We start from the raw sequence: 14,670 nt of genomic DNA, 5'->3' as shown, positions 1-14,670 counted from the left end.
GTTTTAATCCAAATTAATAAAATTGGAATATTTATGAAGTCTGTTTGGAAGTGGGTACTCATCGTTTTTTTGGTTCTTGTAATAGGTATATTGATGTTAATATGGTATTATGGAAGAAACTGGAAACCTATAGTTGAGACAAAACTTAAGGAAGTCGTACACAAATCTACAGGCGGGTTGTATATCTTGAAGTATGAGGATTTAGACTTAAATATAGCATTAGGTAACGCTACTTTTTGGAATGCTGAATTGATTCCAGACTCTGTTGTATATCAGCAGCAGGTGCTAGCAAAAGAAGCTCCGAATAACCGTTACCACATAAAGTTGAAGATGCTGAAAATAAGACAGTTTAGTCTTATGGATATTCTTTTGGATAAACGTTTAAATATTAAGACTATAGTTTTTGAAGAGCCAAATATACATCTCGTCAGCGAGTATCATGCTTACAACGATACGATTTCTGACCATACCCAAAAGACCTTATACGAAAATGTAAAGGATATCTTTAAATCTATTAATGTAAAGCACATCAAAATTGACAACGTAAAGTTCAAGTATTCGAAGATTGAAGAAGGGCACACAAGCACTATTAGCCTCAATCAGGTAAATATTAATGTACATGACGTATTGGTGGACGAAACTTCACTAACCGATACCTCCAGACTTTACTATACGAAAATGGTCGATGTTCAGATTCCAAAATTTGAATATGACTTGCCAGATGGATACTATCGCGCGCGATTCGAGAGTCTAAGAATAAATACAAGAGAGCAAAACGTACTATTCACGAAAGTCTTTTATGGCCCAAAGATGGGCAAGAATGCTTTTTTTAAGCAAAAAAGGCAAAATGTAACAATGGCTGTTTTAGCCTTTGATACGCTGCGCATAGAGCACTTGGATTTTCGGAGATTGATTGACAACCAGCAGACCGTCGCCTCTAAAGTTCAGATAAAAAATGGTTCGGTCGATTTATCTGCTGATAAGAGATATCCAAAGTATCCTGTTGTCAAGGTGGGACATTCCCCACATCAACAATTAATGCATGCCAAAAAGTTACTTCGTTTGGATACTTTTTTAGTGGACAATATTAGTATCACTTATCACGAATTCAGTGCCAAGTTTGGTCGAGAGGGGGCCATCAGTTTTGATGGGGCTAGAGGTACTCTTACGAACGTGACTAACGATACGATCGCATTAAAGAAGGATCAGTTTATGCGAGCAGATCTTGTTGCCAAGGTGATGGGGAGCGGCCGGCTTCACGCGAAATTTGGTTTCGACATGCTTAGTAAAACCGGGTACCATACCTATAGTGGCACTTTAGGTGCGATGAATGCCACAGCGTTCAACCGCATTCTACAGCCTCTACTCAATGTAGGCATTGCTTCTGGGAATATCAAAAAAATAGCCTACAATATGGAGGGAACAGATCGAAAAAATTGGGGAAGTTTTAAGTTTGATTATAATGACCTGAAAATTGATCTGCCGAAAAAGGAGAATGGAAAGAAGTCAAAAATAGTTTCCTTTTTGGTTAATCAGATTTTGATAAATGACAGTAATCCGGATGCCAATGAGATCTATCATGTCGGAAAGATAAATTACAGGAGGGTGCCTGAGCACACCTTCTTTAAAACCTTATGGCAGAGTCTTCTCGATGGCATAAAGCAGTGTGCCGGTATCAGTCCAGAACGAGAAGCCAAGTTAATAGGCACAGCCGAAACTGTTAAAGAAGTCAGTTCTGAAGCTAAAGGTGTTGTTCAAAAGACCGGTAAATTTTTCAAAGGAATATTTAAAAAGAAAGAGAAAGCAGAAGAAGGCAAACCTTAATCGTTCTCCGCAAAAATATATATTACTATGTTTGTAGGATGAAGTCTATAGCAGATTTTTTGAAATTCGTGATTCTGTATCGTTACAAAGTTGTAGACCTTATCATGTTTTATGTTAGCATGGTCTGCGCCCTGACTGTACTGGTACATATAGGCTATATCACCAATCCGGATGTTGCAGAGTATACTAAACAGGCTATAGTCGCTATGTTTTATGGCCTTTTCGGGCTAGAAATTCTTCGTACATTTTCATCTGTTTTTGCCATAAAGGGAGTCGTTGTATCCCATTATTCCGGTATTGTTGTCATTCTATATTTTTTGCTTATCCTGTTTGCTCGTCTTACAGGTAGTCCTTGGTTAGCATATTTTGCCAAAGAAGAATGGCTGTATTTAGGAATAGGTATAGTCTTCTTGTCAGAACTGTCCAAGAGCAGTTTATTTTTTGATAACTTCTATTTCAATCCGACTATATTATTTGTGATTAGCTTTATAGGTTTGATTCTGATCGGAACGGTATTGTTGATGTTGCCCCGGACGACGTTGGAGGCGCCGCTTAGTTTTGTCGATGCTTTTTTCATGGCGACAAGTGCCGTATGCATTACAGGGCTTTCTGTAACGGATATATCGACCAACTTTTCATTGTTCGGACAGACAGTCATTATGTTGTTGATTCAGGTTGGCGGATTGGGAATTATGACCTTTACGGGATTCTTTGGATACTTTTTCTCTGGAGGATTCTCGTTCAAAAACCAGTTGATGTTTGGAGAGATTTTGGGCGAAAATAAGCTTAACGACGTTGTCTCGACACTGTTGACTATCATATTCATTACCCTGCTGTTCGAACTTATCGGTGGTGCTTTTATTTATTTTACATTAGACCCCCTGTTATTTGAGGGAACAGGCGAACGTATTTTTTTTGCTGCCTTCCATGCTATTTCTTCCTTCTGTAATGCCGGTTTCTCTATTCTTTCCGATGGCATTACCAATCCTGAATATCGCTACAATTATAGTTTTCAAATTGTCTTGACACTGATTTTTGTATTGGGAGGCTTAGGCTTTGGCACAGTTTACAATTTTTATACTTATCTCAAAGGAAAGGCGAATGCTGTTATCTGTTTATTATTTCTCAAAAAAAGATATAAGCATAAGGCGCAGCCCTTTAGTTTTAATACCAAGTTTATACTCTTATGTAATGCAATTGTGGTCATTTTGGCTACAGGGTCTTACTTTTTAATGGAACAAAATAACACTTTGGTTTCAGATAAAAATATTTTTGGGGAGTGGGTAACTTCCCTTTTCATGGCAAATGCTTCTCGATCTGCGGGATTTAACAGTGTGGATGTTAATTTTGTAAGCACTCCGACGTTAATTATGCTGACCACATTGATGTGGATCGGGGCATCACCTGGGTCCACTGGTGGTGGTGTCAAAGTAACTACAATAGCGATAGCGTTTATGAACATTTTGTCCTTGGCACGAGGTAAGGATTCGATTGAGCTTTTTAAGCGCAAAATTGCTTCTGAGTCTGTCAATAAGGCTTTTGCCATCATTATTCTATCGGTATTGACGATTACATGTTCGTTTGTTCTCCTTAATTTTTCAGATCCTGGTAAGCCCATGAAAGCGTTACTGTTTGAGTCGGTTTCGGCATACACGACCTGTGGTCTTAGTTTAGGAGTGACGCCTTCTCTAAGTGCAACCGGAAAGATGATTATTATTTTTACCATGTTTGTGGGACGTGTAGGTATGTTGACTTTATTGGTAGCCTTCATCAAAAACATGAAGAACAAAAGTTATATTTATCCAACCGAAAAGCTCTTGTTTTAAACAATTAAATGTATTGTAAGATGGGGTATGCAGACATAGGGGTAATTCCATAGCCATAAATAAAAGACAAACTGATCCGCAAGCTGGCGGATGACCATTGAAAGTAAAATTAAACACATATGACAGATAAAAAGAAGACTATACATATATGAAATATATTGTTTTGGGATTAGGACATTTTGGGCGTTCATTGGGCATACATCTTACCGAATTAGGCCATGAAGTCATTGGAGCCGACCTGAATATACAGATTGTCGAGCAGTTGAAGGATAAGATCACACATACAGTTTGTCTAGACACGACAGATCGTGAGGCCGTTTCCTCTTTACCTTTAAAAGATAGTGATGCTGTGATTATAGCTATTGGCGAAGACGAGGGAGCTTCCTTATTAACCACGGCCTTGGTCAAACAGCTCGGTGTAAAACGCATCATTGGACGCGTTGTGTCGGATCTTCAAAAAACGGTTATGGAGGCCATGCAGATCGATGAATATATCATGCCTGAAGAAGAAGCTGCAGAGCGTCTGGCCATGCGGTTAGATAATATCGATATTGTTGATTCGTTCAAGGTTTCTGATCGGTATAGCATCATAGAGACGAAAGTTCCGTCCAAATATGTTGGGATGACGTTGAAAGATGCTGACCTTACAAATAGATATAAGGTTATCGTATTGACGACAGTTACCCTAACTGGTGCCGTTTCCAAGGGAAAAACCGTGCAAAGCAAAGAGGCGTCTGGTATAGCCAAGTCCGATACTGTACTCCGGGAGAATGATCTCCTTGTTTTATTTGGAGAACTTTCTGATATTAAAAAATTGATCGAAAAAGGAAACTAATCCAAAAGTCCATAGGATATTACTAAAATCAATTTTATATTTGGGCTTTAATAAAAGGCATTAACCGCTAACTTATCCGTGAAGATACGGTGAGCTTGATGATAAAAATGCTCGTTATACCTTCGTTACCTTAAAAAGAAAAAATTGTTTGATGAAAAATTGGTTTAAAGAGAATTCTTCGCATCTAATTGTTATTGCGATCTTCTTTGTATTAGTGTTTTTTTACTTTTCGCCGGTTTGGCAAGGAAAGGCATTGTCTCAACACGATGTGATGCAGGCGATGGGCAGCCAGAAGGAGCTTTTCGACTATAGAGCTAAGGACGGTCATGCGCCTCAATGGACCAATTCGATGTTTGGCGGGATGCCTACTTACCAGATTTGGTATGAGCACACCACGAATATAACAAGTTATGTTAATCGAATCTTGACAATATTTTTCCCTTTGCCGGCAGATGTTATTTTGATTTATCTTTTGGGAAGTTATTTCTTGCTTTCTGTTCTCCGCATTAAGCCCTGGCTGGCTGCGGTAGGAGCTATTGCTATTACTTTTTCATCCTACAACTTTATTTACATTGAGGCAGGGCACGTTAATAAAGCTTATGCTATAGCCTATTTGGCTCCCATAATCGGAGCCGTTATACTCTGCTATCGGGGTAATAAGCTTTGGGGGCCGATCTTGTTAGCGGTCTTCCTTGCATTGGAGATTCGAACCAACCACGTGCAGATGACCTATTATCTTTTCATTGCTTTATTGGTTTACGTAGGATTTGAACTATACTATGCGATTCGAGAAAAACGCGTTCCTGCATTTGCGAAAGCTACAGCATTGCAGATAGGAGCGGTCGTGGTTGCAGTAGCGGTCAACGCTTCCGTTTTGTTTCCGACCTATGAGTATAGCAAGTTGACTACACGAGGCAAGGCCAATATCGTGAAGGTAGATGAAGGTAATAAAAGTGGAGGATTGGATAAAGATTACGCTTATGCTTGGAGTCAGGGTGTGGGCGAAAATTTAACATTTTTGATTCCAAATGCTTACGGAGGAAAAACCCAAGGTGTTTTAGGTGAAGATTCGCATGTGGTTAAATTTTTTACCGGCTTAGGAGCTCCTCAGAATCAAGCATTACAGATGGCCAAAAGCCTTCCTACTTATTGGGGTGAGAAGTCATTTACTTCGGGCCCTTGGTATTTTGGGGCGGGGATTATCTTTCTATTTGTTTTAGGAATTTTTATTGTTAGAGATCGATTAAAATGGTGGATTCTTGCAGCTATTGGATTGACGGTGTTGTTGGCGTTAGGAAGTAATTTCTCTATCGTATCAGATATTTTCTTTGATTATGCTCCATTGTATAATAAATTTAGAGCTCCTGAGTCTATTCTGATTATTCCATCTATACTGATACCTGTGCTAGCAGTTATGGCTGTTCATGAACTGATAAATAAAGGTAGTGATATTGTTCAATTGGACAAGAAAGTGCTTTATAGCTTCGGAATCATTGCAGGTATCTGCGTTGTGGTTGCTTTAATGCCTAATATTCTAGCCTTTAAGCCATCAACGAACCAGGATTTTATCAGTATGTTGACCAAAGAGTTTGGTGATGCAAATCTTGCGAATCAACTATCAACAGAGCTTATAAAGGATAGGGCAGATTTAGCTTCAGCAGATGCATGGCGTTCATTGGGTATTGTACTGGTTGTATTTGCCTTGGTTTGGTTCTTTGTTAAGAAGAAAGTCTCTGCAAATGTTCTAGTGCTTGGGATAGGTTTGATCACATTATTGGATCTTTGGTCCGTGGACAAGCGTTACTTGAACAACGAAACTTTTGTAGATAAAAGTTTGACGAAAAATCCAATCCAAGAGCGAGAAGTCGATCAGTTGATCCGGATGGATAAAGACCCTCATTACCGTGTTCTTGATTTGACGACAAATCCGTTTTCCGATGCTAAGGCTTCTTATTTTCACAAAAATTTAGGTGGTTATCATGCTGCTAAGCTGATGCGTTTTCAAGAATTATTAGAGCACCAATTCAATGGAGCTATCAATGAAGATGTCTTAGATATGTTCAATGTCCGTTATGTCATCACTCGTGATCCTAATAACGGAGCGGAGCGTATCCAACGCAGGTCTACAGCAGCTGGAAATGCTTGGTTTGTAGATAAGGTCACTTTCGTCAAAGACAATGCGCAGGAGATGCAGGCGATCAGTAGTTTTGATCCAGCAAAAGAAGCATTTGTTCATGACGAGTATAAAGGAAAAGTAAATGCGGCTCGCTTAGGACGTCCAAATAATGCAGATATTAAGTTGGTCTCTTATCACCCAGACAAGTTACAATATGAGTATACGGCTCCAAATGATGTTTTTGCTGTTTTCTCAGAAGTATATTATGACAAGGGTTGGAAAGCTTATGTTGATGGAGAAGAGGTGCCTATTATACGGACTGACTACCTTTTAAGAGGTTTACAACTGCCGGGTGGTAATCATAAGGTAGAGTTTGTTTTCGACCCGCAGACGATGAAAATATCAAGTATCGTTTCTTTAATCGGATCCATCGTTTTGGCCCTAGGTTTGGGCGGAGCGATTTTTATCTCATACAGAAGGAAAAAGGCCTAACAGCAATGAACCAGTATAAAACGGGCTACTTAATCTTTTAAGTAGCCCGTTTTATATATACCTCGCCTGGCCCTTGTTCTTTAAAGCTCAAGTTTTAATTGAGGGTCGGTGACGCGGAAGGTTTTTCTGTGGTGAATTGTATGGCCATGTGCTAATACCGCTTTACGGTGTACAATAGTAGGGTAGCCTTTATTAGACTTCCATTCATACAGCGGAAATTCGCCCGCTATACTATCCATGTATTCATCCCTATATGTCTTAGCTAATATCGATGCAGCTGCTATGGCGAGGTATTTACCATCCCCCTTTACAATGCAGGCGTGTGGTAGCGTTTGGTAAGGGATAAATTTATTCCCATCTATAATCAGAAATTCAGGCGCAATCTGCAGTGCATCAATAGCGAGATGCATCGCTTTGTAAGATGCATTGTGTATGTTTATTTTATCAATTTCCTGCGGAGTTATGATTCCGACAGCGAAAGCTAAGGCTTCCTTTTCTATTATTGGACGCAATTCATTCCTTTTCTTCTCTGAAAGCTTTTTGGAGTCGTTGAGGACAGGGTTATAATAATCTTTGGGAAATATAACTGCCGCGGCAAAAACGGGTCCCGCCAAGCAGCCTCTACCAGCTTCATCGCAGCCAGCTTCTATGAATTCATTTTGATATTGGGATAAAAGCATAAGTTGATTGTCTGTGTAACTTATCTGTGATATCGTCAAGTTAACACTTATTTACACTACTTATTCATTTTTTTGTAGTGATATTGACGATTTTAAAAAACTTTTACGGCTCTTTGTTGTGTAAAAGTAAACAATAATTGCTGATGAATAAACTTTATATCCTTTTTCTATTTTGTTGTCCTGCTTTTCTTTTTGCACAAAAGAAAAAGAAGGAGGAGTATGTGTTTCAGCAATTAGAAAATATCGTTCTTGATGGTCAATTGGAAGAGTGGGGGGGTAAGTTGTATAATGCTGACAGTGATTTGTGGTCTTTTGGTGTCGCTGTTCAAGGAGGAAAAGTTTATGTCGCTGTAAAGGTTAAAGACGAAATGTTGCAACGGGAAGCGCTACGACATGGTATTTTTGTAAACCTAAGCTACAATGAAAAGAAGAAAGAAGGGGCAAAGTTATTATACCCATATGTAGATCGTGAGCGACTTAGAGCCTTAAGTCAGGATGAAGATCTGGACGTCAACAACATAAAAGCGGAGCTGCTGAAAAGTGTACGAGGCTATCAGATTTCTGGATTTAGTAAAGTAGTTGATGGACTTCTGTCGTTTGATAATTCTTATGGAATACGTGCAAAGGCACGCTTTGAAGATGATGTTTTAATGTATGAATCTGAGGTGCCATTAGACTTAGTGAAATTTAAGAGTGATCGAATTGCCGTTCAAATAGGCGTTAATACCCAGTTTTTTCAAACGAAGAAGGTGGTCGATGCAAGTCCAAGGCCTAATAATGTAAGGGTCTATGGAGCTAGTCCTTATAAGCCGACCGTCAAGAACCCCTATAAAGAAGATACGGCGGTTTGGTTCTTTGGAAATATAAAATAGAGAGATAATATATATGGATTTTTTTAAGAGATGGATAGCGGTTGCCGCCCTATTTATTTGTTTTTCAGCACAGGCTCAGTCCAATAAAGTGGTTCAAGGTTTCTTGCGGGACTCCTTGTCTAGACCTGTTGCAGGAGCATCGGTACAATACATCGTCGGTGCTGATACTTTGAAAACGAGCTCCTCTGTAGGAGGTATTTATACGTTTAGTAACGTAAGCGATAAACCTTTTAAAATTAGAGTCTCAAGTCTCGGGTTTGAGCCCTTTGAGAAAGGATATACTTTTGCTGCTGTGCAGGATAATAGAATGTTGGTCTCCAATATCATTTTACAAGGGATTCCCAATATGTTGGAAGAGGTTGTTGTCAATGGCGTGGTAACTGTCCAAGTGAAAGGTGACACCGTTGAATATTCCACAAGAGATTTAAAGCTACGTGAAGGATCTGTAGCCGAAGATGCCCTTAAGAAATTGCAGGGGGTAGAAGTCGATAAAGATGGTACCGTGACGGCGCAGGGCGAACAGGTAACCCGGGTTCGTATTAATGGCAAGGACTTTTTTGGAGGAGATGTAAAGACAGCAACGCAAAACTTGCCGGCCAATATTATTGCTAAAATGCAGATCGTGGATGATTATGGTGATATGGCTAATATTACAGGAAATAAATCGGGCGAGTCGACTAAAGTTTTGAACATACAGATAGATCCTGAATATAATAAAGGTTACGCGACGACGCTTCGTGTTGGTGGTGGTACTGAAGAGCGTTATCAGACCACAGGAATGTTTATGGGTTTTCGGGATAAGTCGCAGGTATCTGTGTTGGGCAATATGAATAATATGAATGCGCCATTGTTTGACTTTAATTCGATGGGTGGTGGTGCTAGAGGAAGACAAGGTGGCGGCGGTGGACGTGGTCCAGGTGGAATGTTTGGAGGGTCTGAAGGTATTACAAATGTTGGCTCTATTGGCGTTAATATCCGGCATGATTTTTCGGATAAGCTAAAAGTATATGGATCATATTCGTATGGTAGAGATGATAACAACACCATTGGTAGTTCGTATACCAATCGCTTGGCGGAAGGGATCGAGGAAGAGTCCAATGATGACAACACCAGTATCCGGGCCAATCATCGTTTTGAAGGAAATTTAGAATGGAATATTTCGGATAAAGACTATATAAAAATTACACCACAATTGGGTTTTGGTGATAATACAGCTGATAATTTAAAAAATGTAAGGCAACTAATCGGCGGAGATTTCAGTAATTATCAAATAACAAATGAAAGTAATAAGTCTACAGCCCCTCGATATAATTTTTCTGGACTTTACAATCGCAAGCTCAATGATAAAGGAAGAAACCTCTTCTTTAATTTTAACTACGATAATGCGGTAACAGAAACCGAGTATAATAGGGTCTTAGATCGATGGCTAACCGATCCGGGCAATGGAGACTTGCCTGCATCCGATGTGTTTGAAAAAACATATCGCGAAGTCCAAAACAAAAGCTGGAACGCAGGAGCCTCTGTTTCTTATATCGAACCGCTTACGGAGAAGAGCAAGATTGAAGTAACGTATGATTATAACAACAACGATTACGATAATCTGAAGGCCCAACAATTGTTAGAATCCCGAGGCAGCTCCGCTTCTGGTATATTAGATTACAACTACAACTACGATTATGCTTTTGCAACACATCGTGTAGGCGCTAGTTACATGTACGATAGCGAGAAGTTGAAGTATTCTTTCGGAGCAGCTTTACAACCATCGACGTTGCGTGGAAATGCATATAATGGGGCGATAACAGAAGTAATTGATCGGAAGAACTTGAACTTTATTCCGATAGCACGGTTTGAGTATAAATTTTCAAGACAGTCTAATTTGACTATGCAATACTCGGGAAAGTCGAACGAGCCTTCCGTTTCTCAGACACTTCCTTTTGCAGAGACAACGAGCGAAACTTTTACTAATATCGGAAATCCCGATTTGGATCCTGAGTTCGGGCACAAGATGAACTTTAGATTTCGTTCAGGAGATTTTCAAAAGGGTAAAACATTTTTTGCGATGTTGAGGACGGAACTGACTACTGATAAAATTGTTTCGTACAACAAAACAACCCGCGTTAATGGGTTAGGTGCGGTACAAGAGGTTGGTTACGCAAATGAGTCAGAACCCGTTTATTCAATAAATTCATTCTATCATTTGGGCCGATCGTTTAAGGAAAAAACATACAACATCATGTATGGCGGGGGCGTGTCATTTAATAAAGGTATTTCCTATCAAAATTCTGAAATAACGAATTTCGAATTTCAGAAAAATGTAAATCTGAATACCGGCTTTCATCAAATATTGTTCTTTCGATACAATCCTTCCGAAAATTTAGAGATCAATCCGGGAGTACGTTACAATTATACCATAACTACTTCTTCGTTGATTGATTTATCCAACCGGAACACACAAAAGATAACGCCAAATTTGATTGGGTCGATAAACATTACGCCTACTACTATCTTTGGAGTAGACATTTCGAAAGAATTTAATAAAGGATATACTTCAAATGTTAATCCATTTATTATAAATAGCTACATTGAACAACGTCTCTTGAAGGGACAGCGTGGTACCATACGTTTCCAGGGATTTGATTTGTTGGATCAGCAGACTAATATTAATAGAACGGTGTCCGAAATATTAACGGATAGTCGTACCAATAGATTAGCGCGTTACTTTATGTTGACCTTTACTTTCAAGTTGCAGAAGTTTTCCGGGGTAAATCCCATGGAAGACAATAGCGGAGGGCATGGTGGTATGCGTAGGCCAAGAATGTAACTTCCTGTTTTTAGTAAAATGGCATCCAATTTTTTTAATTGGATGCCATTTTTTTTTAACACCTTTTTAAGGTCTGTTTCTAATGGAAAGCTCTAGGGATTGAGGGTATCAGTTTCTGTATTTTATTGTGTAGCTTTGCATTCATTATTAAAATCCATCTGAATGAAGGAGTACAATCTTATCCAACTGGATAATGGTATACGCGTCTTGTTGCATTTTCAAAAGTCAGTTATAACGCATAGCTGTATTGTGGTAAATACAGGCTCAAGGCACGAGAAAGAGGGTAAGTTTGGAATGGCTCATTTTATTGAACATCTAGTTTTTAAAAGAACGGAAAAGCGGTCAACAAATCAGATTCTCAATCGTTTGGAGCAAGTGGGAGGCGATTTGAATGCTTATACCACCAAGGAGTATACGTGCTTGCACGCCTCTTTTTTAAATCCTTACTTGGAGCGCGCTTTGGACTTATTTGAAGATGTGTTATTTCATTCTACGTTTCCAGAAACAGAAATAGAGAAAGAAAGAGGTGTGATTTTAGACGAGATAGCTTCTTATTTGGATAGCCCCGAAGAGTCTATTATGGACGATTTTGAAGATCTCCTATTTCAAGGATCAGGGCTTGGACACAATATCTTAGGGGTAGAAGATGATCTGAAGTCTATAACCAAATCAGACATCATCCAATTTATGGAGGAAAGCTACAATACTTCGGAGATTGTTATCGCTATTTCTGGAGATTATACCTTGGCACAGGTAAAGCGACAGGCAGAACGTATCTTTGGGAAGATTAAAGCCAATATTTTGCCAACGCCAGTACAGGTGGTTCCTGCTGTAGCCAATATTAATGAAGTGATCGAGAAACCTATTAATCAAGCTCATTATATGTTGGGCGGGCAGGCATTCGGTGTATATGATGAGCGAAAAACGGCTCTCTTATTACTGAATAATATGTTGGGAGGTTACGGAATGAGTTCTATACTCAATCTTGGGATACGAGAGAAGTATGGAATCGCTTATACGATAGAGTCTAATTTTACGATGTACAAGGATACAGGAAGTGTTAGTATCTACCTAGGGACAGATGAAGAAAAGCTAGATCGAGCAGTCTCACTTGTGTTTAAAGAATTGAATAAGTTAAAGAGCGCTCCTATTTCAGCGTATCAATTGACAAGGGCAAAGCAGAAGTTTAAGGGACAGATAGCATTGGCCGAGGAAAATCGAATGAGTATGATTATTGCAGAGGCAAAGAATATCATCGATTATGGCCGTGTCATCTCTTTGAAGGATGTCGTGGATAGTATTGACAAAGTACGATCAGAAGATTTATTCGAACTTTCAAGTATTTTCTTTGCAGAAGATCGACTCGTATCGCTTAAATTCGTTCCCGAGAAATAGAGTTTTAAATGAGTTAATGACAATTGAAAATCAAATAAATACATATGAACACAGCTTATATTTTTCCAGGACAGGGCGCTCAATTCGTAGGAATGGGACAAGATCTGTACAACCTGAATGCAGAAACAAAGGCGCTCTTTGAAAAAGCAAATGATATTCTAGGCTTTCGTATTACCGATATCATGTTTCAAGGAACTGACGAAGACCTTAAACAGACCAACGTCACACAGCCAGCTATATTTTTACATTCCGTAATTCTTGCTAAAGCTTTGGGAGCTTCCTTTAACCCGTCTATGGTTGCAGGGCACTCGTTAGGCGAGTTTTCCGCTTTGGTTGCAGCAAATGCGTTATCGTTTGAAGACGGTTTAAAGTTGGTGTCGCAACGTGCTAATGCTATGCAGAAGGCATGTGAGATTGAGCCATCCACAATGGCAGCCATATTAGGACTAGAAGATGAGGTTGTGGAGCGGATCTGTGCACAGATTGAAGACATCGTAGTACCCGCAAACTATAACTGTCCGGGACAGTTGGTGATTTCAGGATCGATTGTAGGGGTAGATAAAGCCTGTGTGTTGTTGACAGAAGCAGGAGCAAAAAGAGCCCTTAAGCTAAATGTAGGAGGAGCATTTCATTCGCCATTAATGGAGCCTGCGAAGGTGGAATTACAGGCAGCAATCGAAGCAACAACGATTAATGTTCCTGTATGTCCTATATATCAAAATGTGGATGCAAAAGCGTATACAAATCCTGCTCAGATTAAAGAAAATCTTATCGCGCAGTTGACTGGAGCAGTAAGATGGACACAGACCGTTCAGCATATGTTAGCGGATGGTGCAGAAGCATTTGTTGAAGTTGGTCCAGGTAATGTATTGCAAGGTTTGGTTAAAAAAGTGGATAGACAAGCGCAAACTTCATCCGCGACTATCGGGTAATAGTTACTACTGTTCTTTGAACATGTAGTAATGATCTTGGATTACCTGAGTTATAAAGTCCTCTGGGTGTACTTGAGCTTTTACACCCAGTAGGATTTCCAGTTTAGCGGCCAGTACCTGGATAATTCTATAATTCTTCCTGCGAAACCCCATTTGATAGAGTTCTTTTATATCGTTAAGGTCTACATCTGTTAGCTTGATTACTTCAGGGTAGACGATTTGGTGAGTAGTTGTAATTTCTTCAAATAGAGTTTCTTTCAGATTTATGTCTTCTTTGATACTGATTACAGTGGTATCTGCTGCCATATCCCCAATACGTTGGCTTTTTGAGGAAAGTATAATACTTGTAAGACCTAGTCCTCCCATACTGATAAATATGTCGATTGCATTGCAAACCCAACGTATGAAATACTGATAAAACGTGGCGCGTGTACCGTCTATTTTGACTACTTTGATTTTCATGATTCGTTTTCCTATTGTTTGCCCCTCCATCAAGGTTTCTAAAACAAGCGGATATAGGAATATTGGCAACGTTGCTAATGAGGCGACACCCCAACTTAACCAAGCATCCCCGGAATTAAATACGTCCGACTTGGCTAACAATGTAAATGCTAAAATGGCATATAGTATCATAACGCCATAATCTAGGCCAAATGCGATACAACGGGACCCGACAGAAGCGAGTCTGTATTCAAAATTTACATTCTGTGGCGTATTAATTAATAGCTTATTCATTGTTCTATTACAGATCGTTTCCTATTAATCAAACCTACATAAAATGGATAACATTCACGAATGACCAGTAGAAAAACTTGGGTTGACGCATCTTGGTTAATGAAAATTTCCAATAAGTATTCGAAATACCAAGCATTTTATC

The 14,670-nt window shown here is 39.3% G+C and carries 10 protein-coding genes; 8 read left to right on the top strand and 2 right to left on the bottom strand.

The window, feature by feature from the left end:
* The first annotated feature begins 33 nt into the window (after positions 1 to 33).
* The 4 genes from G7B18_RS16520 to G7B18_RS16505 all read left to right on the top strand — a co-directional run bounded on the left by G7B18_RS16520 (position 34) and on the right by G7B18_RS16505 (position 7,093).
* A complete protein-coding gene (locus tag G7B18_RS16520) occupies positions 34 to 1,824 on the top strand; it encodes a hypothetical protein (RefSeq protein WP_164123492.1) in 1,791 nt (596 codons plus the stop codon).
* Between the two features lie 38 nt (positions 1,825 to 1,862).
* A complete protein-coding gene (locus tag G7B18_RS16515; protein ID WP_240452887.1) occupies positions 1,863 to 3,650 on the top strand; it encodes a TrkH family potassium uptake protein in 1,788 nt (595 codons plus the stop codon).
* 148 nt (positions 3,651 to 3,798) lie between these two features.
* Positions 3,799 to 4,485 carry a potassium channel family protein gene (locus tag G7B18_RS16510; RefSeq protein ID WP_164111428.1) on the top strand — a complete coding sequence of 229 codons (687 nt, stop codon included), beginning with the start codon at positions 3,799 to 3,801 and terminating at the stop codon, positions 4,483 to 4,485.
* Between the two features lie 151 nt (positions 4,486 to 4,636).
* The gene (locus G7B18_RS16505; protein ID WP_164123490.1) at positions 4,637 to 7,093 is read left to right on the top strand and encodes a YfhO family protein; all 2,457 of its coding nucleotides are present in this window, start codon (positions 4,637 to 4,639) and stop codon (positions 7,091 to 7,093) included.
* 80 nt (positions 7,094 to 7,173) lie between these two features.
* Here G7B18_RS16505 and G7B18_RS16500 read toward each other — a convergent pair whose 3' ends face one another.
* On the bottom strand, positions 7,174 to 7,773 hold the full coding sequence (locus G7B18_RS16500) for a ribonuclease HII (RefSeq protein WP_164111432.1): 600 nt from the start codon (positions 7,771 to 7,773) through the stop codon (positions 7,174 to 7,176).
* 143 nt (positions 7,774 to 7,916) lie between these two features.
* Here G7B18_RS16500 and G7B18_RS16495 point away from each other — a divergent pair, with 143 nt between their 5' ends.
* From G7B18_RS16495 to fabD, 4 genes are all read left to right on the top strand, one after another.
* Positions 7,917 to 8,645, top strand: a complete 729-nt coding sequence (locus G7B18_RS16495) for a hypothetical protein (RefSeq protein WP_164111434.1) — start codon at positions 7,917 to 7,919, stop codon at positions 8,643 to 8,645.
* Positions 8,646 to 8,658: 13 nt separating this feature from the next.
* On the top strand, positions 8,659 to 11,466 hold the full coding sequence (locus G7B18_RS16490) for a TonB-dependent receptor (protein WP_164123488.1): 2,808 nt from the start codon (positions 8,659 to 8,661) through the stop codon (positions 11,464 to 11,466).
* A gap of 162 nt (positions 11,467 to 11,628) precedes the next feature.
* Complete coding sequence (locus G7B18_RS16485; protein ID WP_164111439.1) at positions 11,629 to 12,861, top strand: M16 family metallopeptidase; 1,233 nt, start codon at positions 11,629 to 11,631, stop codon at positions 12,859 to 12,861.
* A gap of 44 nt (positions 12,862 to 12,905) precedes the next feature.
* Entirely contained in the window at positions 12,906 to 13,793 is an 888-nt protein-coding gene (gene fabD, locus G7B18_RS16480) for an ACP S-malonyltransferase (RefSeq protein WP_164111441.1), read from the top strand.
* A 6-nt stretch (positions 13,794 to 13,799) separates the two neighbouring features.
* Here fabD and G7B18_RS16475 read toward each other — a convergent pair whose 3' ends face one another.
* The gene (locus G7B18_RS16475; protein ID WP_164111443.1) at positions 13,800 to 14,528 is read right to left on the bottom strand and encodes an RDD family protein; all 729 of its coding nucleotides are present in this window, start codon (positions 14,526 to 14,528) and stop codon (positions 13,800 to 13,802) included.
* Positions 14,529 to 14,670 lie beyond the last annotated feature (142 nt).

This window comes from Sphingobacterium sp. xlx-130 (genome assembly GCF_011007405.1).
In the GTDB taxonomy this organism is placed as follows: Bacteria; Bacteroidota; Bacteroidia; order Sphingobacteriales; family Sphingobacteriaceae; genus Sphingobacterium; species Sphingobacterium luzhongxinii.
The sequence above is the reverse complement of the archived record's forward strand: the minus strand, read 5'-3'. Positions and strand labels throughout refer to the sequence as shown.

What these genes read in the sequence shown, in the direction of transcription:
- G7B18_RS16520 (WP_164123492.1), top strand. Translation starts at nt 34, where the DNA reads ATGAAGTCTGTTTGGAAGTGGGTACTCATCGTTTTTTTGGTTCTTGTA.
- G7B18_RS16505 (WP_164123490.1), top strand. Translation starts at nt 4,637, where the DNA reads ATGAAAAATTGGTTTAAAGAGAATTCTTCGCATCTAATTGTTATTGCG.
- G7B18_RS16510 (WP_164111428.1), top strand. Translation starts at nt 3,799, where the DNA reads ATGAAATATATTGTTTTGGGATTAGGACATTTTGGGCGTTCATTGGGC.
- fabD (WP_164111441.1), top strand. Translation starts at nt 12,906, where the DNA reads ATGAACACAGCTTATATTTTTCCAGGACAGGGCGCTCAATTCGTAGGA.
- G7B18_RS16490 (WP_164123488.1), top strand. Translation starts at nt 8,659, where the DNA reads ATGGATTTTTTTAAGAGATGGATAGCGGTTGCCGCCCTATTTATTTGT.
- G7B18_RS16515 (WP_240452887.1), top strand. Translation starts at nt 1,863, where the DNA reads ATGAAGTCTATAGCAGATTTTTTGAAATTCGTGATTCTGTATCGTTAC.
- G7B18_RS16475 (WP_164111443.1), bottom strand. Translation starts at nt 14,528, where the DNA reads ATGAATAAGCTATTAATTAATACGCCACAGAATGTAAATTTTGAATAC.
- G7B18_RS16495 (WP_164111434.1), top strand. Translation starts at nt 7,917, where the DNA reads ATGAATAAACTTTATATCCTTTTTCTATTTTGTTGTCCTGCTTTTCTT.
- G7B18_RS16485 (WP_164111439.1), top strand. Translation starts at nt 11,629, where the DNA reads ATGAAGGAGTACAATCTTATCCAACTGGATAATGGTATACGCGTCTTG.
- G7B18_RS16500 (WP_164111432.1), bottom strand. Translation starts at nt 7,773, where the DNA reads ATGCTTTTATCCCAATATCAAAATGAATTCATAGAAGCTGGCTGCGAT.